14 protein-coding genes are annotated in these 19,581 nt (G+C 42.3%); 11 read left to right on the top strand and 3 right to left on the bottom strand.

Annotated features, from left to right (window positions below; all coding sequences use genetic code 11):
* Positions 1-82: 82 nt before the first annotated feature.
* On the top strand, positions 83-1,441 hold the full coding sequence (locus AABK40_RS19285; protein ID WP_338399019.1) for a cytochrome-c peroxidase: 1,359 nt from the start codon (positions 83-85) through the stop codon (positions 1,439-1,441).
* Positions 1,442-1,550: 109 nt separating this feature from the next.
* On the opposite strand, the gene AABK40_RS19280 is transcribed toward AABK40_RS19285, so the two are convergent.
* Complete coding sequence (locus tag AABK40_RS19280; RefSeq protein ID WP_332920282.1) at positions 1,551-3,161, bottom strand: aspartate:alanine exchanger family transporter; 1,611 nt, start codon at positions 3,159-3,161, stop codon at positions 1,551-1,553.
* A gap of 335 nt (positions 3,162-3,496) precedes the next feature.
* Between AABK40_RS19280 and AABK40_RS19275 the strand changes: the two genes are divergently transcribed.
* From AABK40_RS19275 to AABK40_RS19235, 9 genes are all read left to right on the top strand, one after another.
* Positions 3,497-4,576, top strand: a complete 1,080-nt coding sequence (locus tag AABK40_RS19275) for a M43 family zinc metalloprotease (protein WP_338399018.1) — start codon at positions 3,497-3,499, stop codon at positions 4,574-4,576.
* Between the two features lie 73 nt (positions 4,577-4,649).
* Positions 4,650-5,414 carry an enoyl-CoA hydratase/isomerase family protein gene (locus tag AABK40_RS19270; protein ID WP_338399017.1) on the top strand — a complete coding sequence of 255 codons (765 nt, stop codon included), beginning with the start codon at positions 4,650-4,652 and terminating at the stop codon, positions 5,412-5,414.
* A gap of 33 nt (positions 5,415-5,447) precedes the next feature.
* A complete protein-coding gene (locus tag AABK40_RS19265; RefSeq protein ID WP_338399016.1) occupies positions 5,448-6,419 on the top strand; it encodes a YpdA family putative bacillithiol disulfide reductase in 972 nt (323 codons plus the stop codon).
* Positions 6,420-6,499: 80 nt separating this feature from the next.
* Positions 6,500-7,240 carry a nitroreductase family protein gene (locus AABK40_RS19260; RefSeq protein ID WP_338399015.1) on the top strand — a complete coding sequence of 247 codons (741 nt, stop codon included), beginning with the start codon at positions 6,500-6,502 and terminating at the stop codon, positions 7,238-7,240.
* A 67-nt stretch (positions 7,241-7,307) separates the two neighbouring features.
* A complete protein-coding gene (locus tag AABK40_RS19255) occupies positions 7,308-8,990 on the top strand; it encodes a M1 family metallopeptidase (RefSeq protein WP_338399014.1) in 1,683 nt (560 codons plus the stop codon).
* A 140-nt stretch (positions 8,991-9,130) separates the two neighbouring features.
* Positions 9,131-10,009 (top strand): malectin domain-containing carbohydrate-binding protein, encoded by an 879-nt coding sequence (locus tag AABK40_RS19250; RefSeq protein WP_338399013.1) that lies wholly within the window; start codon positions 9,131-9,133, stop codon positions 10,007-10,009.
* A gap of 135 nt (positions 10,010-10,144) precedes the next feature.
* The gene (locus AABK40_RS19245; protein ID WP_338399012.1) at positions 10,145-11,176 is read left to right on the top strand and encodes an efflux RND transporter periplasmic adaptor subunit; all 1,032 of its coding nucleotides are present in this window, start codon (positions 10,145-10,147) and stop codon (positions 11,174-11,176) included.
* Positions 11,163-15,566 carry an efflux RND transporter permease subunit gene (locus tag AABK40_RS19240; protein WP_338399011.1) on the top strand — a complete coding sequence of 1,468 codons (4,404 nt, stop codon included), beginning with the start codon at positions 11,163-11,165 and terminating at the stop codon, positions 15,564-15,566. The genes AABK40_RS19245 and AABK40_RS19240 overlap by 14 nt, the downstream gene beginning before the upstream one ends.
* A gap of 157 nt (positions 15,567-15,723) precedes the next feature.
* Positions 15,724-17,331: a putative manganese-dependent inorganic diphosphatase gene (locus tag AABK40_RS19235; RefSeq protein ID WP_338399010.1), complete on the top strand. Its 1,608-nt coding sequence runs from the start codon at positions 15,724-15,726 to the stop codon at positions 17,329-17,331.
* A 49-nt stretch (positions 17,332-17,380) separates the two neighbouring features.
* On the opposite strand, the gene AABK40_RS19230 is transcribed toward AABK40_RS19235, so the two are convergent.
* Entirely contained in the window at positions 17,381-17,956 is a 576-nt protein-coding gene (locus AABK40_RS19230) for a DUF2911 domain-containing protein (RefSeq protein ID WP_338399009.1), read from the bottom strand.
* A 76-nt stretch (positions 17,957-18,032) separates the two neighbouring features.
* A complete protein-coding gene (locus AABK40_RS19225) occupies positions 18,033-18,410 on the bottom strand; it encodes an ArsC/Spx/MgsR family protein (protein WP_332920271.1) in 378 nt (125 codons plus the stop codon).
* Between the two features lie 565 nt (positions 18,411-18,975).
* On the opposite strand from AABK40_RS19225, the gene AABK40_RS19220 reads away from it, so the two are divergent.
* Complete coding sequence (locus AABK40_RS19220) at positions 18,976-19,572, top strand: GNAT family N-acetyltransferase (protein WP_338399083.1); 597 nt, start codon at positions 18,976-18,978, stop codon at positions 19,570-19,572.
* Positions 19,573-19,581: the final 9 nt, after the last annotated feature.

The raw sequence follows: 19,581 nt of genomic DNA, 5'->3' as shown, positions 1-19,581 counted from the left end.
ACATTCAATTATTTCTTCTATAACTGCTGCTATTGCCTCAACGCTTGGGTAGAAATTGGTGTTTATTCAAGAAAAAGATGCTATGAAACAATTTTCCCTCATATATTTCTTACTGCTGATAAGCTTTGTTCAGCTGTCTTGTTCCAATAATTCAAAGGATCAGAAATTGCCTGACGTAAATTTGGATCAGCAATTAAACAGTTTACTGGAGGTGCATGGGCAACAACAAGGGGTATCATTTTTTCAGTTACCATCCTCATCCGACTTCAGTAATATTCCTCAGGATCCTAAAAATCCGATTACCAAGGAGAAAATAGCACTCGGGAAGTTTCTTTTTCATGAAACTGCCATTGGTACCAAACCTAAATATGTTGAAAATGCAGAAACTTATTCCTGTGCGAGCTGTCATCATGCAGATGCGGGATTTCAGGCGGGTATGATGCAGGGTATTGGCGAAGGCGGTGATGGATTTGGTGTGCGGGGAGAAGGAAGAATTTTAAGTGAACATACACAGGCTGATTCTGCCGATGTTCAGTCGGTACGTTCACCGACCGTTTTAAATGTTGCATTTACTGAATTGGTTTTGTGGAATGGTCAGTTTGGTGCCGAAGGGCAGAATTCTGGGACTGAAGCGCAATGGACTGAAGGCAGTCCGAAAGCGGTGAATCATTTGGGTTTTAAAGGTGTGGAAACACAGGCAATTGCAGGCCTTGCAGTGCATCGACTGGAAATCAAAGAATGGTTGCAAGATGATGCTACTTACGGAAAATTATTCGACGACGCCTATGCGAATTTGCCGAAAAAAGACCGTTGTAATGCTGAAACCGCAGGCATGGCCATTGCGGCATATGAGCGCACCATTACAGCGGAGCAAGCACCATTTCAACAATATTTACGGGGCAATCAGCAGGCATTATCTCATGAACAGAAACAGGGGGCTATTTTGTTTTTTGGGAAGGCAAATTGTGTGAGTTGCCATACGGGTCCAGCTTTGAACTCTGACGAGTTCCATGCTTTAGGCATGAGTGATATGCCTGAAAATGGCAGAATTGGTACTGTACCGCTCGATAGCCGATTGGGAAGAGGGGGCTTTACCAAGAACCCAAAGGATAATTTTAAATTCAGAACACCTCAATTATATAACTTGAAAGATTCGCCATTTTTGGGGCATGGCGGAAGTTATAAGTCAGTTAGGGAAGTGATTGAATACAAGAATTTGGCTAAAGCGGATCAGCCTGAAGTTCAGCAAGGCCAGCTGTCACCTGCATTTGTGGGATTGAATTTATCAGCGGAAGAGATTAATCAGCTCACTGATTTTATAGAGAACGGCCTGTATGATCCCAATTTGCGCCGTTTTGTTCCTGATGTTTTACCTTCAAATAATTGTTTCCCGAACAACGACCAACAATCAAAAATGGATTTGGGATGTGAGGGGATATAAAAAAAGGAGTGCTTCATAGCACTCCTTTTTTTGACGTTTATTTGAATTGACCAGTAGCAATTTTGAATCCCCTGGTTTTGTATAACGGTTTGTTTTAAATCCGTAAGTTTTAGAAAGCTGCGCCCGTGGTTGCAAGCTCATAAAGGTGGCCCATAATTTGAGCGACAATCACCAAAATTACCATTGCAAATGGGTAAACTGTCGCATAGGCTACGGACGGCGCATTGGTTTCGGTCATACCATCTACGGCACTCAATCCTGGTGTAGAGGTCATTCCCCCTGTTAGTGTACCCAAAAGAGAGAGGTAATTAATCTTCAGAATTCGACCAATGGTAATGGCTAAAATCATCGGGATCATTGTAATCATTACACCTGAAATAAAGAGGGAGAATCCATTGGCTTCAATGGTGGCCACCAAGCTGCTTCCTGCGCTTGTCCCTACTGCCGCAAGGAAAAACAGCAAGCCTATTTCACGTAAAAAAGCATTCGCTGGACCTGCGATGTTCCAAAGAATTGGGCCAGTTTTTCCTACCCATGACAATAGAAGCGCGGTAATCAACACGCCACCTGTCAGTCCTAAACTGAAGTTTCCAAAATGAATATTTCCCAAAAGGATACCAATAACCGCAATGGCGGCAACAGGGAAGAAATCTCCCACCGTGAGGCTTTTGTTGTCATTGCCAATTAATCGAGAAACAGCAGCGGTGTTGCTTGTTCCAGAAACCACCATCACACGGTCACCAAATTTAAGGCGCGAACGGTAGTTAGGGGTCATGTCTACACCAGAACGACGAATACGTGTAATCCGTGCATTATAGTTTTCAAGTAAAGCCAAAGATTGCAATTCTTTGTTAATGATTTTTCGGTTAGTCACCGTAAACCAATGGGCATCAAAATCCTCAGATTTAGGAATCTCAACAACTGTTGTTGGGCCAATCAGCATTTCTACTTTGTCCAGTGAGTCGTCTGTTCCTACAGCCTTGATAATGTCACCCTTTTTCAGTCTGTAATTTTTATCCGCAACCATACTGTGGCCTTCACTCATTACGCGTGAAATATTTGCGCCAGTCATTCGGTTGAAAAGCAAGTCGCCGATACGTTTTCCAAAAACTTGCTCGTTATCTACAATGTAGTTTTTGTTGAGCATTGAAGGGTAATTGGATTTTGCATCTTCATAATATTTTTCTTCTTCTTCTTTAATATTGATGCGGAAGAATTTTGGGGAAAGTCGACAGAACAAGATCACGCCAATAACACCAAACGGATAGGCAATACCATAACCGATCGAAGCTTCTCCAGCTCCTTTGGTGGCTTCAATAGCTGCCGCTAAACCTGGTGTGGATGTCAGTGCTCCTGTGAACAAACCTACTGCCATGGCCAGGTCGATATCGAATAAATAGGCGCAACCCAAAGCGGTTAATCCTCCTGAAAGGACAATGGTTACTGCAACAATAATTAACTTTGATCCCTGTGTTCTAAAGGAATCAAAAAAGGCGGGACCCGCCTGAATTCCTATCGTCAGGATAAAAAGAATCAGCCCGATTGTTTTAAAAATGGGTGGGATAGAATAGCCCAAATGTCCGAAAAAAAGTGCCACAAAAATAACCATCGAGGCATCAAAGGAAACACCTTTAATTTTGATCCGTCCCAACAGCATTCCTATCGCAATCACGAGAAATAGTATAAAGTAGTCTATTTCAAAAAGATGTGAAAAGTCCATTGATTATTTTAGATTGATTATGTGAATAATGACAAAACTACATGAAAATTGTGGGTCTTGAACTGATGTAAATCAATAAATTGTTTTGATAATTATCTTTGATTGATTTTTCGTAAAATTGTGGGTTAGAAATTCAGTAGATGAAAAAATCAGCCACTTTTGTTTATTGATAATTGTGGTTTTAGTAAATTGGAAAGTATGTAAAAAAGGTTGGGCGAGTTTTTGAACTTGAATTTGTAACAAATTTATAGGTTTAGCTACTTTTTTTCGCCTCGGCGTGTACTTTTTCACGGGCTTTCAACGTACAAAATGATAGCATTAACCCAAGATTATTGATGAAATACCCAACCCTATATTTACTGGCAATTATTCTATGTATTAGCTGTAATCAGAAGTCGGATCCTGGTCCCTCGGAACGAAATCGAACGGGTGGCTATTACTGGAATTTAATTCCGCCCCGAATGGACACCTATAACGTGCCTGTTTCTTTTCATTATTTTATTGAAGAAAGTGATGAGGACTTTGAGGTGATGGAAGGGCGTTTGGTAGAAATTGTGAAGGAGGTCAATCGTTTATTTGATAATGAATCTGCCTATCTGGAAAATCACGCATTTACTCGATTGGGCGTTAGTTTGGTGATTGATACCATTGTGGTGCACCGATTGGGTGAGGGAGATTTTGGAGAGGTTCAGGAGAGCTTTCGTAACAATAATCTTGACTTCTCCTATGTTGATAATTCTGATCATCTTTCGAGCGTCAGGGTGGGCATGATTCCTATTGATGATGATTTTTACCAAACAACCGCCTGGGGTGAATTTCCATATTTTCAGAATCAGCAAAATTCCATGCTTGGATTTACCTCAAGTGTCTATCTTGTGGAGTCGCTGCGCAATTACGATCAGCAAGTGAAAGACCACTATGGGATCGGTTTCCCGTATATTTTTGCGAATGAAGACACCTATACGACCAAACTTGGCGGCGAGTGGTTGGCCCATGAAATGGGACATATCCTGGGCTTATTTCATGTTTTTGGAAGAAATTGTGAGCGTACCGCGACGGATCCGCAAACGGGGCTAAGTGGCGTTTATGATATTGACTTTTGCGATGATACCTATGGTTACATTAACAATGGTTCTGGAGGTGTGGCAGCAAAGTGTACCGAGGGTCCTGAAGTTCCTGAATTCAGAACGAACACAAATGTGATGGATTATCGCGATTACACCACACGAATTACCAAAGATCAATTGATGCGTGTGCAAACTGTCCTCACCCGGGGATTGCCTATTTCAACGATTGTCATTCCACCGATTACCACCTGGGTTGGAGGCTTTGAGTCGCCGAATGCCAGATTGATGCCTGCAAGAAGCCGAGCGGATGATCAGCATTTACCTATCCGCTGCGCGACACAGCCTTAAGATTTCCCGCCATGGGACCGACATTCATAAACCTGAAGGATCAACTTTCAGGTTTTTTTTGTTAATATCGGAGATGGAAGAGGAACAGCTCAAAATACAACGCTCCAATGGGGTCATTGATGTGACTTTAAACCGTGATCATAAACGGAATGCATTCAGTCAGGAGATGAGTGAATCATTGATTGAATTATGTCAGCAGATCGATTATCAGCAGGATCGCATTTTGGTTATTCGCGCCCATGAAAATGCCAAAGTATGGTGTGCGGGTCATGACCTGTCAGTATTTGATCAGCTTGAATCTTTTTTGGACAACAACCCGATGTTAGCACTTTTTGATGCGCTGATGTCATGCCCAATCCCGATCATGAATCTGATTACAGGTGATGTGTATGCGGGTGGCCTTTGCCTCGCCATTTGTGCTGATTTTAATTTGGCGCGTTCCCACATTAAGGTGGGAATGCCACTGAATAAAATGGGACTTCCTTTGAATGAACGGATTTATGGTCAGTTTATTCATACCATTGGCCTTATGAAAACGAAGCAGCTCCTTCTGACGGGGCAGCCAATTTATGGGGAGTCGGTTTTGGAACAACTGGGACTTTTTACCGCGGTTTTTGCTGATCAACAAGCATTAGAGGAGTATGCGGATCAACTGATAGAAGGAGTGAAATCTTGTAGTCCCATGGGGCTCCGAAATTCCAAGTTGGAGCTCAATGCCTTGGCCAATAGCAAGATGATTCACGAGGATGCCCATGATCTGCGGAAGGAAGTATTGTTGAGTGAAGATCTGAAAAACAGGGTCGCTTCCATGCAAAATAAATTTAAGAACCATCATTAGCATGCTTTGCCGTGTGATACAATTATAAGAACTATGAAGCGTTTTGATTTAATCATTATTGGTGCAGGGCCCATTGGGATGGCCACAGCAATTGAAGCACAGCAAAAAGGGCTGAATTATCTGGTATTGGAAAAAGGGTGCCTGGTTAATTCTTTGTATAAATATCCTACGAATATGACTTTCTTTTCCAGTTCAGAAAATCTTGAAATTGGAGCGGTACCCTTCCTGTCGAATAATGTGCGCCCAACAAGACCCGAAGCACTGGAATATTACCGTCGTGTACAGACGAGCCACCAACTTCAAATTCATTTATTTGAGGAGGTTACCTCTCTTGAAAAAGTGGATCATCAATTTGAGGTGGTTACTACTAAGGATGCCTATACCGCGGCATCGGTCGTTATCGCCACAGGCTTTTTTGATTTCGCCAATCTGTTACAGATTGAAGGGGAGCAGCTGCCGAAAGTAATTCATTATTATGATGACCCTCATTTTTATGCCTTTTCAAATGTGGTGGTGGTAGGGGCGGCTAATTCTGCCATTGATGCAGCTTTACAAACCTATCGAAAAGGTGCGAATGTTACCCTAATCATGAGAGAGGGAGCCATCTCTGATCGTGTGAAATATTGGGTGAAGCCTGATATTGAAAACCGAATAAAAGAAGGTGCTATCGCGGTGCATTATGAAAGTGAACTGTTGGAGATCACTCCAAAATCGGTAAAATTCAAAAATCAAGTAGGGGAAGTGGTTGAAATTGACAATGATTTTGTGTTGGCCATGACAGGCTACCACCCTAATTTTGCCTTTTTAGAGGCTGCAGGTGTTCAGTTAACGGACCAGATTCCATTTTATGATCCGCAAACGAATGAAACCAATGTGGAAGGCCTCTACCTTGCAGGGGTTGTTTGTGGTGGGAAAATTACCAATGAATGGTTTATTGAAAACTCGATCATTCATGCCGAACGTATCTTAGGCGACATTTTAAACAAAAGGTCAGAAGTATTTTAATATCGTGCACGATATAAATAAATTTTCATTTATATTTGTCAGCAGATTACAATAGCATAAAACTTGTACCTAACATAAATATGAATAATCAAGCAGAAATGACAACACAGACGCTTTTTGAGGAATTGATTGAAGCACGCCGATCGAATCGGGTTTTTGATACCGAGCATCAGATGCCTGAGCACATTGTTGCTACGGCATTGGCATCGGCATTGAAATCGCCTAACAGTTCGAATATGCAAATGTGGGAGTTTGTCAGGGTAAAAAGCGACGATAAACGTAAAGCAATGGTGCCTATATGTTTGGGGCAGTCGGCTGCTTCTACCGCTTCGGAATTTGTGGTGGTTGTTGCTCGTCCTGATTATTGGAAAACCCGTTCTGAGTTCAATTATGAAAAATTAAAAAATGAGTACGGGGAGTCTTCTGATAAATTTGCCAAGGTAAAATCTTACTATAAAGATTTAATGCCTAAGGTTTATCGAAATGATGCACTGGGGATTCTTGGAGGCCTCAAAAGATTAATGGCGACTGTGGTAGGATTGTTCCGTCCAATGGTTCGTGAATTGGGCAAGCAAGATATTATGGCGACCATCCACGGCTCAAATTCATTGGCGAGCATGACCTTTATGTACGCCATGACTGCTCAAGGTTATGATACTTGTCCATTGGGAGGATTTGATAGTGTGCGACTCAAGAAGTTGTTAAATCTACCTTCAAGTACTGAAATTACAATGGTGATCGCCTGTGGAAAAGGGACACCTTCAGGAATTTGGGGCGAACGCCATCGGGTGCCTTATGAAGAGGTGGTTCGCACTGTATAATGATAAAAAAAGGAGATGATCATCATCTCCTTTTTTGTTTTTATTCCGCATAGATTTATCTTCACATATGAAGATTAAACCGTTTTACAGGCTGATACTTTTGGCCTTACTTTTTAGCGTACACCAACCTGTTCAGGCACAACAATATACCCGCCAAGATACCCTCAGAGGTGCCAATGGTCCCAATCGTGCATGGTGGGATTTAGTTTATTATCACCTCAATGTTCGGGTGTTTCCTGATCAGCAATCAATTTCTGGGGAGAATATTATGAAGTTCGTGGCCCTGAAAGAAGGGCAAACGCTTCAAATCGATTTACAAGCCCCCATGCAACTGACCCGTGTAGCGCAGCATGGCGATAATCTGAAGGTTACCGCGATAGGTAATGCTTATATGGTACAGTTGCCTAAAGTGATGAAAGCCGGCGAGCAAGGGCAGCTTTCCCTTTTCTTTGAGGGGCAACCACCCGTAGCGAAAAACCCGCCTTGGGATGGTGGTTTCGTGTGGAGCAAGGATTCTGTCAGTCAAAAACAACCAAAACATTTTATTGCCTCTGCCTGCCAGGGGGAAGGGGCAAGTTTATGGTGGCCCTGTAAGGATTTTCCTGCCGATGAGGTAGACAGTATGGATATTTCTATTACTGTACCAAGCGGTTTAATGGATGTTTCGAATGGGCAATTGGTTGAGGTGAATAAAAATCGAAAGACAAAGACCACAACTTATCACTGGCAGGTTAAGAACCCGATCAACAATTATGGGGTGAATATCAATGTGGCAGATTACGCTTCTTTTGATGAAATCTATGATGGAGAAAAAGGACCTTTGCATTGTTCCTATTATGTGCTGAAGTCAGACCTCCAAAAAGCCAAAAGACAGTTTCAGCAAGTGCCAAAAATGCTCAAGGCTTTGGAGCACTGGTTTGGGCCTTATCCTTTTTATGAGGACGGATTCAAGCTCGTTCAAACACCTTATCTCGGGATGGAACACCAAAGTTCGGTTACTTATGGTAATGGCTTTAAGAATGGCTACAAAGGCACTGATTTGTCTGGAACGGGTTGGGGGCAAACTTTTGATTTTATCATTGTGCACGAGGCAGGGCATGAGTGGTTCGCCAATAATATCACCAATAAAGATGTTGCTGATATGTGGATTCATGAAGGGTTTACCACTTATTCCGAAGCGCTGTATGTAGAATATTATGAAGGCAAGGAAGCCTGCGATGAGTACATGCGCGGGATAAGAAGCAGAATTTTAAACGACCGTCCTGTGATTGGACATTATGGTGTCAATGAGGAAGGATCTGGCGATATGTATGTGAAAGGCGCATGTATGCTGCATACGCTTAGGCAAATTGTGAATGATGATGCGCTTTGGCGATCGATGCTTCGCGGGATGAACGAAACTTTTTATCACCAAACGGTGAGCGCAGCGCAAATAGAAGGATATATGGCCACCAAAACGGGCTTGGAATTAAAGCCCTTTTTTGATCAGTATCTGCGTACCACGCAAATTCCTGTGATGGAGTATGAAATTCAGGATGGGTATTTAAATTACCGCTGGACGAACTGTGTCGCAGATTTCAATATGCCGATTGCTTTATCCATTGGGGGGGATTCCATGATTTTGGATGCTTCCAAAAAATGGCATTCTTTGAAGTTGCCAAATGCTGAGGTTAGCGTTGAGATTAATCAAAATTTGCTGATTGGGCAACAATTCAATGGCCGATTTGATAACGCAGCACATCAGCAATAGCTATTTTTCGACGGCCTTTAATGTATTTAAATCCTATAAATTGATCCTAAAAAGTACTTATTCAGCCCACCTTATGATGTAAAGGATAACCTTTCGATCCTATTTTCATTCTCTATTTAGTATTGACTCACATCTAATATATGAAAATGAAAATTGGGAAAGTTTTGACCACAGTGGCCCTCGGGGCATTATTCTTAGGCGCCTGTTCAAGCGACGATGAAAACGTGCAGCCTGTGCCTCAGTTGCAGATCACGAATTCGGCAGATCAAGTTTTAAAAGTTGAACCTGGTGATGAATTTAAAATGGATCTTGGTTTACAAAATGAAACCGATCGTGTGACCTGGTCAGCGGATACTTTGCCTGCGGGATTGAGCATCAATTCAAAAACGGGGGAAATTACAGGTAACTTTGCTGAATTGCCGAGTCGTTTGTATTCTGTCTTTTCAAATATTAAAGTGGTGGCCGATGATGATACCACCAATGCCAATTCGAGCATTGTCAATTGGCATTTGTTGAATTTGGCTGAAGGGGAACCGATATTAAGTGTTAATGCGGGAGGCAAAGAATCTTTCACCAATGATTTCGGTGAAACGTTTGAAGCGGATAAGTATTTTACAGATGGCATCGTTCATACTTGGTTTGAAGATCAAGAAATCATGAACACTCCGCAGCGGGAGATTTTTGTTACTGAGCGATATGGAGAAGAGTTCAGTTATGATTTTGATGTTGAAAATGGAAAATACATTGTCGAGTTGCATTTTTCTGAAAACCGTTGGGATGGTGGCGCTTTCCGACGATTCCATATTGATATTGAGGGGCAAACGGTAGAGGAAGCTTTGGATATTTGGAAAGAGGCCAATGCTTTAAATTCTACAGGAACAGGTAAATTCTTTGCGATTAATAAGGAGTACCAAACTACTGTAGTGGATGGTCAGTTGAATATCCGTTTTTACCTTTCGACCTTGGGCAGAGATTTTCCAAAAGTCTCAGGAATATCGATTCGGAAGTTTAATGAATAGGAATAATTTCAAAAATATAGGAATAGTATAGTGAATAAAAAAACGGGTTTATCCCGTTTTTTTTGTGTTTTATGTAACTGTTTTGTCCTTTAAAAGTACATTAAAGCAACATCATCTTAACCTATTTTGTAATTTATGCGTTTAGCAATTTCTTTTTTTTGCTTGTTGTTGGCCCTCGGGTGTCAGGATCAGAGCAACCAGCAAGCACCTGCTGCGGCAATACCTGTTAAATATCAGGTGATTAAGGCTCAGAAAATCAATAGTTTATTAGAATATAGTGGCGAGGTTCGTGCTGAAAATCAGCGGGCTTTGTCTTTTCCTGTCCCTGGCCGAATTGGAAAGGTATATGTCGAAGAGGGCGATCAGGTGAAAAAGGGGCAACTGCTGATGCAGCTCGAGCAAAATGAATATCAGCAAGGGCTTCTTGTGGCAGAAAAGAAAATGTCACAGGCGCAGAGTGAATACGATCGACTGAAGAAAATGTATGATCGACAATCATTAACCAAGTCCGATTTTCTGAAAATTGAAACCGCCCTCGCCGAGGCCAAAGCTAATTTGGTGGTTTTTCAGCGGAAACTTTCTTACACACAAATTCGAGCAAATGAACAAGGACGGGTTGACCGTCTTTTTGTGCGTTCAGGAGAAACGGTAAAGGAGGGTGTTCCTGTGATATCGATGTTGCACAGTGGCCAATATTCTATTCAGTTTTCATTGCCCGAAAATCAGATTGCAAAAGTGAAGGTGGGCGACAGTCTACGTTTCCGTGTACCAAGTATCAGTAAATCTTATTTCAACGCCACGGTGGATCATATTCGCCCATCTGCCGATGTGCTTACCCGTAGCTTTGCGGTTTTTGCGAATATCGAGAAGGCACCCAAAAACTTGATGCAGGGGATGGTCGCCGAAGTTAATATTCAGGTCAATGGCAGTCAGCCTCAATTGGTAATTCCTACCAATTATGTTGTCCCTGATCCCGATGGAAATCTTTTTGTATTTATTGTTCAGGGTAACCGAGCCGTCCGAAAACGGGTGATCGGTGATCAGCTTGTGGGAAAAGGAATGCTAATAGAGCAGGGACTTTCTCAGGGAGACAGCCTGATTGTTGCCGGGCAGTGGAAATTAACGGATGGTCGTCAGGTAAAGGTAGTAGGGCATGGAACTTATTAAAAGTGCAATTCTCAATCGGCAGGTAACCCTGACCCTGACTTTCATGATTCTCTGTGGTGGTTTATATGCCTTGCTGCATATGTCGCGCAGGGAAGACCCACAGTTTAATATCAGACAGGGCTTGGTCGTTGTCGCTTATCCTGGTGCAGGAAGTCTTGAGGTCGAGCAACAGGTTGTTCGGAAGGTCGAAGAGTTACTTTTTACTTTTAAGGAAGTGCGCAAGGCCAAAACATTTTCTAATTCTCGGGCAGGACTCGGCTATATAGTCGTGGAGCTTGAAAAGAATGTTACTGATCCTGAAAAATTTTGGTCCAAGCTTCAGCATGAGCTCAATACATTGAAAAAAATGAGTCTTCCGCCGTCCGTGCTTGGCCCTGTGGTGGAAACGGGCTTCGGGGAAACTATTGCGCTGTTAATTGGTGTTCGTTCAGAGCAGCGTGATCAGGTAGAGCTGAGCACTTATCTTGAAAAGATTGAAAATCAGTTGCGAACCATTCCCGAAGTTTCCAAAATTCAGCGGGTAGGGGAGCAAACGGAAGCCATTTATATCGAGTCCGATTTAACAAAATTAAGTCAGTATGGGATATCGATGACGTCGTTGTTTTTAACCCTCAGGGGTGAAAATTACCTGTTTCCTGCAGGGAAGTTAAATTTGGGAGCTCAGGAAATTCCCTTGCATGAGCAAAGCCTTTTTTCCTCTACGGAAGATATCAGAAATCAGATTATTGGGCAGGGACCTGAAGGCGCAACGGTTCGTGTACGTGATGTGGGGACGGTGGAACGACGCTTCAAAAAGGCAGATAAGTTTATCCGTGTTAATGGCGAAGAGGCGCTTTTGCTTTCCATTGAAATGCTGGATGGTAATAATATCGTTGATTTTGGTGATGCCATCGCCGCAGCACTTCAGCAGGTGAAACCTTTATTGCCCGAAGATATAAAAATTGATTTCATCGTTAATCAGCCTAAGAATGTTGAAGATGCAGTCGATCGGTTTATTGAGGAGTTTTTTATCGCCATTGTAGCGGTGGTGATTGTGATCATTTTATTGTTGCCCTTTCGGGTGGCCGTCATCAGTGCGGTGGCTATTCCTGTCACCGTTGCCCTGACGTTTACATTACTTCAGGCTTTTGGCATTGAATTGCAGCAGGTGTCCCTCGCCGCCCTTATTGTAGTGCTCGGAATGCTGGTCGATGATGCGATTGTAATTGCTGATAATTATGTGGAAAAGCTGGATGAGGGAAAGAACACTTTTGAGGCTGCCTGGTCTGCGGCCAATGAATTGAAAATCCCTGTGCTTACGGCTTCTTTGACGATCATTGGGTCTTTTCTGCCTTTGGTTATTTTAACAGGGTATGTTGGTGAGTTTATTTATTCCCTGCCGATAACGGTTGCTATTGCGATCAGTAGCTCCTATTTGGTTGCGATGTTTCTCACGCCCTTGCTTTGTCATCACTTCATTAAAAAAGGCCTGAATGAGGACAAGAAACCTGAAAAAAAGGGCGTGCTTGACCGTCTGCAGGATTTTTACAATTACCTGATTGAGAAAAGTTTTGCCTATACGAAACTGACCATCCTTTTTTCCCTGCTCTTTTTAGTGGTGGGGGGCATAGCCTTTTTATTCATTCATCAAAAACTATTTCCTGCAGCGGAAAAAGATCAGTTTGTCATTGAGTTGTTTATGCCTGAAGGGACGAATCTGGAAACCACCAATAAAGCAATAAAGGAAGTCGAGAGGCGTATTGCCAAGGATGAGCGAATGGTGAATTATACCACCTTTGTTGGGCAGGCGGCTCCGCGGTTTTACTATAATTTTTCTCCAGAATTTCCGAAAGCCAATTACGCACAAGTATTGGTGAATACAATTTCTGTGGAAGCAACACAGGAGATGGTCAGTGAACTCGAAAAAACCATTGATGTGTGGGTGCCTGAGGGCATTATTTTAGCCAAACAAATGCAGCAGGGGGTTACCCATGATGCGCCTGTGGAAGTACGTATTTTTGGCGATGACCTGAAAGTGCTCCAAAATTTGGGTGTAAAAGTTGAAGCCATTTTGAACAAACTCCCTACGGCATACCGCGTGGAATCAGACTTTAAAAACCCCTATTTTTCCCTTGATCTTGAGGAACGAAAATGGGAGGCAAGCCGTCTGGGAATTACCAACGCCTCGATTGCCAAGAATTTGCAAGTAGCCCTGAGTGGTTTTACGGTGTCCAATTTTTATGAAGGGAATAAGGTACTCGATATTATTATTGAAGAGCCAGCCAGTCAAAATGACCGCTATGAGTCCGTTGGAAACACCTATATTGTTTCTCCATTAAGTCGCGAGAAAGTACCCTCAAGCCTGGTCGCTGACGTAAGCCCGAGTTGGCAGATCTCCAACCTCAAGCACCGCAATGGCCGACGAACGCTGACGGTTCTTTGTCGCCATTTGGAATCAGATTTTCCTTCTGAGCAAATGGCCGCCGTGCGTGCGGATATTGAAAGCATTCCACTGCCTCCAGGTTATATGATCGAATATGGTGGCGAATTTGAAGACCAGAATGAAACGTTCTCAGAGATGTATGTTGCTGTGGCGCTGAGTGTGGTGTTGATCTTTATGATTATTTTGCTTCAGTTCCGAGACCTTAAAGAGGTGTTTTTGGTGTTGGTAGCGATTCCCTTTTGTGTTCCCGGTGCCATGATCGGCTTGTCGATTTTAGGCTATCCTTTCGGATTTACTGCCTTTGTCGGTTTGGCATCTTTGGCGGGAGTTACCGTTCGGAACTCCATCATTTTAGTAGATTATGCAAATTTCCTTCGCGCGGAAGGGCATGATGTTCGGGAGGCGGCGATTCTCGCTGGTGAACGCCGAATTCGTCCAATATTCCTGACCACGTTAGCCGCTGCGGTAGGTGTGGTTCCGATGATTATTTCGGGCAGCGAAATGTGGGCTCCTTTGGCAACGGTGATTGCTTTCGGTCTGGTATTCGCCATGTTTATGACCCTTATCGTTGTTCCGGTGCTATATTATTTATTATTGAAAGAGGATAAAACGGGAAATGCTAAGGTCGGAAAAACATTGATGTTGTTGCTCTTGCTATTGCCCGTTTCGCAGTTGAGCTGGGGGCAGGTTCAGGAAAAATCACTCAGCCTTGATGAGGCTTTACTGATGGCTTACGAACAAAATCCGCTGTTGCAGGCGGCGGCTTTAAAACTGGAAGAGAAATCTCTGAATATTAAGGTGGCGAAATCGCTTTACTATCCGCAGGTGCGGGCAAACGGATCGATGTTTTATTGGTACAACACCAAAAAAGTTACTGATGCTGAAATTTCCCTCGTGGATTTACCGATCATCGGGAGTGTGCCACCCTTAGGTTTAACCACAGAATTTGTAATCCCAGAACAGGGACGATTCGCGGGCTACGGCTCCGTAGGCGTTTTTCAGCCCGTGAGCCAGTTGTTTAAAATTGGCAGTGGGGTGAAATTGGCTGCCTTGGAACTCGAAGAGGAGCAGGCTTCTTATTCCAATGCGGTTTCGAAAGTGACGGTAGGAGTAACAAAGCTGTATTTGGGGATGCTGATTGAAAAGGCGAAGTTGCGTGAGCAGGACAGTCAGTTGGCCTTGACGAAAGAAAAACTGAAGGAAGCCACAGATGCGGTAGAAAATGGTCATTTGTTACAGGCTTACGAATATGGGCTGAAAGCCGAAACATTGCAGCAACAGAGTGAAATTCGCAAGATTAATACCACCTATATGGATTATCAGCGGAAATTTGCGCAGTTGCTGAGTTGGCCTGTTGATTCCATTACAGGCTTACAGGTTCCTACTTCAATGCTCATTGATTCGCTGTACCAACAGTTGGGTGATCTGCAAACCACCAATACGGATTTAAAAAAAGCTGACCTACTCATGCAAAAGGCAGAATTAGGTTGGCAGGCAAGTAAGCAAGATTTTATTCCTGACTTAACCCTGTTTGCAACGGGTTTGTATGTCGGTGGAGTGCCTGTAATGCCTGAGTTGAATGTGTTGGTGGGGGTTAATTTCAATTGGACGATCCTAAGTTGGGGGAGTAGAAATAAGGAAGTCGAAATTAGGAAGTTGCAAATGAAACAAGCCGCCCTGAATTTACAGAATGAATTGAAAGAGCAGGCCATTTCGGCGGGAAATGCAGAAGATCAGTTAAAGCTTGCCGAGGAATTACTTACTGTGGCAAAGAAAGCGGTTTTCTTTCGGGAGGAAGTGCTTCGAGTGAAAGGCGATGCCTTTGAGAATGAGTTGATCACCAAAAAGGATTTGCTGGAAGCGAAAATGGAGTACCATAAAAGTGAAAGGCAGTTGTTGGAGGCGCAATTGAATTTATTATTGAAAAAGGCGGAATTGGTAGCGGTTTATGGAAAATATGGCAGTTAGGTTGACATATTTTCATCTGTTGAAGGTCAAAACACCAAAGAGTAAAAAAATATTCTTAATTTTGAGCCACAATTGATCTATTGCCTTTTTGACGGTGCGACCTTTCTGAAAAGGGGTAAACCTAATCACCCAATCAAGCTTTATAAATTGACTATAAATGGAAAAAAATATTTTAGTTTTAGGGCATAAAAACCCTGATACCGATTCTATATGTTCTGCATTGGCCTATGCAGCACTAAAAAATAAATTGGAAATCCCTGCCACGGCTGTTCGTCTTGGTGACCTGAACAAGGAGACTGCCTTTGTTTTGGATCACTTCAAGGTGACGCCCCCAGTGTTCATGGACTCCATCAGGCCACAGCTGAAAGATATTAAGTCTGCGACCAAAGCGGTAATCGATGACCGCCTGACGTTAAAGCAAGCGCTTGAAATCCTGACAAGAGAGAATATCTCAAGCCTGCCTGTAGTTGGTGCCGACAAAAAGATTGAGACCATGCTCCACGTTTCAGATATCGCCAATGCTTATCTGGAAATGAGTACTTTGACCATCTTCAAGCAATTTGAAACTACTTATCAGAAAGTGGCCGAAACTATTGCTGGTGAAATGGTGAATAAGTCCTTGCCACAGGGAATTGTAAAAGGTAATTTATTGTCTCTGAATAACCTTAATTTGCAAGAAGGTGGCGATATTGTAATTTTGGAGTTGCTGAAAGAGAACCTTGAAAAGCTGAAGGAATCAAAGGCTGGATTGGTCATTTGGTGCCCGATTGATTACAGTCAGGAAATTGATTTCGCAGGTTTCGATATTCCTGTGCTCAAGGTGGATAACGGGTTCTTCAAAGTATTTAAACTGATTTCTCAGTCGGTAACAGTAGCCTCTATTCTTCAGAAAAAACCATTCTACATGTTCCGTACCACGGATACCATTGAATATGTAGAAGGGCTGATGAAAGAAGCTGATCAAACGAACTTCCCTGTAGTAGATGAGGAAGGTCACGTTTTTGCCACCATCAAGAATAAGGATTTACAGAATGTGGATCGCCGAAGTGTGGTGTTGGTCGATCATAATGAGAAAGCTCAGGCGATTGATGGAATTGAAACTGCCCAGATTTTAGAGATTGTCGATCATCATAAATTTGGTAACTTCTCAACGATTGAACCATTGATGATTCGTGCCGAACGGGTAGGTTGTTCATCAACCATCATTTTGGATTTGTACCGTTCCAATGGGTGTCTGCCTGAACCAAAAATTGCAGGCCTGATGCTCAGTGCGATTATCTCTGATACCCTCTTATTTAAATCGCCTACCTGTACACAGCAGGATATTGATGCGGCAATGGACTTGTCGGAAATTGCTGGGGTTTCACCTCGAGAATATGGAATGGAAATGTTGATTGCTGGGGCTTCTTTGGGAGATAAACAACCGAAAGACCTGATCAATATGGATATGAAAGAATTTGCGATGGGTGATTATAAAACTGCTTTGGCACAAATAAATACCGTGGATGTACAGGGTGTTTTAGCGAAGCAGGAAGAATATAAAACCGTGATTGAAGAGGCGATCAAAGCCAAAGGTTATGATTTATTCCTTTTCGTCATTACTGATATTCTTAACAACGGTTCACAAGCCATGGTCTATGGCCGCGCAACTGATTTGTTTGAAGAAGCCTTCAGTATTCCATTGGAGAACAATACTGCCTGGATGCCAGGCGTTGTATCGCGTAAAAAACAACTGGTGCCAAATTTGATGGCCGCAGTCATGTAATTGATATTGAACAGAATAAAAAAGCCACTTTCGAGTGGCTTTTTTTGTGCTAATTATTTGCTGCAGGGATTTGCATGGGAATGCGGACTTGCGTTTTGTCCCAACTCATAACCCATGTCAATTTATTGGCGCTGGTAGAGGGAACCACTGTCATGGTGAACTGATCCATTGTTTTGGCTAATTGTTGCGAAGGGACTTGCACACGCAGCAGGTCCTGCTCGGGTTCGAAAACTTCACTGACGGGGGATTTTCCCCAATACCCGATTTTTTTATTTATCGCCACTGTCCAGTCGCGTTCACCAGGAATGGTATATACCGAGTATTTTCCTTCAGGGACAGGTTGACCATTAATAGTAATATCCTTGGTGACCATTATTTCTGTGGCATCATTTGCCCCTGTGCGCCAAATTTCACCATAAGGAACCAAGGCACCTTCTTCTTTTGTTCCAAAAATTAGGCGGTCTTTTTTAAAAGGTCTACCGTAGGTGATTTGCAGGCTGAACAAATCATTTTCATACTTGACGGTATCCATGGGGCTCATTTTGTAAGCCTGTTCCTTCACTTGCTCGCAACTCATGATGGCGAGCAGGCACATTAATATGCCTAAGATGGTCGTATGTTTCATTATTTCGGAAGTGGTTTTAGGTTATATTATTGTTATAAACTAAATTTTTCTCCGAAGGTGCTGAAAATGGATTATTTTAATGTATTGGGCAAACCAGTGAAAACAGTTCAGTAATATGTTTAGGGATAAAACTTTTTTGATGACTAATAATGATCGGACTTTGCAGAAGCTCCGGGTGATCGCAACATAATTTCATCAATTCTTGAGGCGAAAGTTCATCGATGTGCTCATTGAACATCTGATAATAAGCACTATCCGTATTCATCATTTGCCAAATAGGGATGTGTAGCTGAATAAGAATACGCTCGATGAAATGGGGATTGAGCTTAACTTTTTCGAGGTCAATTTCTTTTAGCGTTGGTAAGATGCTTCTCGATTCACAGATGATTTTTTGGTCAGAGAACTTGCTGCTGTTGTAAATAATCAGGTCGGTATTTATTTCTTGTAGCTCCATAACTTTCTGATTTATAGGGTATACTATAATTTACGACCTATTACACTCATCGAGAAGGATAATTGTTAGTCTGAAACATGACAAATACTTCCTTTTATATAAAGAAATATAACGCTGACCTGTAATTCGTCTTATTTCAAACAAATGCCAAATAAGTTTTAATGCTCATTTAATTTTGGCCAATAAATTATGAGAATCATAAAAAATATAAGGTAATCCTTGCACTTGAAATTTTTTCAACATTAATTTGTACCATAATGAATTACACAGACACAAATATCGCCCTAACAAACGATCTTCGAGCTCTCCGCTCGGCGACAGAGGTGATTTGTGTGCGCGTTTCCCGACGCCGCCCCTTGGGGGGCTAATTTTATATTGAGGCTACGTGCCTCGATCAATCTGCACAATTATACTATCCATTTACATATACTGTAAATGTGATATCAAAAAAAGAAAAGTCGCAAAGTAAGAACTGTGTCATATTTATTGACCTGCTTGTTTTTTATATTTGTTTGGACTTTTCGACCTTGTTTCATTATTCTTTTTATGATTTTTTATCATGTCCATTAAGATTATTCAAGCGTCTGAAGCTTATAGTCATTATACCGATGCCATTTGCGCAGCATTGGCCAATTCCGCCAAAGAGCGCGGTACTGGTATTGCCACCCGTTCAGCAGAATATATTGAGGGGAAATTACGAAGTGGTAAAGCGGTATTGGCTTTAACTTCTGAAGGGGAGTTTGCTGGCTTCAGCTATATTGAGGTTTGGGGGCACGAGAAGTTTGTCGCAAACTCTGGATTGATCGTATTGCCACAATTCAGAAAATATGGACTTGGTAAAAAGATTAAAGCAGCCATCTTTAGGTTGTCACAGGAGTTATATCCGGAAGCAAAAATTTTCGGCATTACAACCAGTATGCCTGTGATGAAGATTAATTCTGACTTGGGCTACCGTCCTGTGACTTTTTCAGAACTAACTGATGACCCGACGTTCTGGGCTGGCTGTAAAAGCTGCAAGAATTATGATATTCTTCAGCGCAATCAGCAGAAAATGTGCTTATGCACAGGTATGCTCTATGATCCTTCGACGGTCAGTAAGAGCAATGTAAAGAAGGCTATTGAGAAAATACTCAAGGTTACTCAAAGAAAAAAAGCGGTTTAATTTTTATAT

Origin of the sequence: Persicobacter psychrovividus, assembly GCF_036492425.1 — a bacterium.
Taxonomy (GTDB): domain Bacteria; phylum Bacteroidota; class Bacteroidia; order Cytophagales; family Cyclobacteriaceae; genus Persicobacter; species Persicobacter psychrovividus.
Note: the sequence above shows the minus strand (reverse complement) of the source record. Positions and strands in the feature narration are given on the sequence as shown.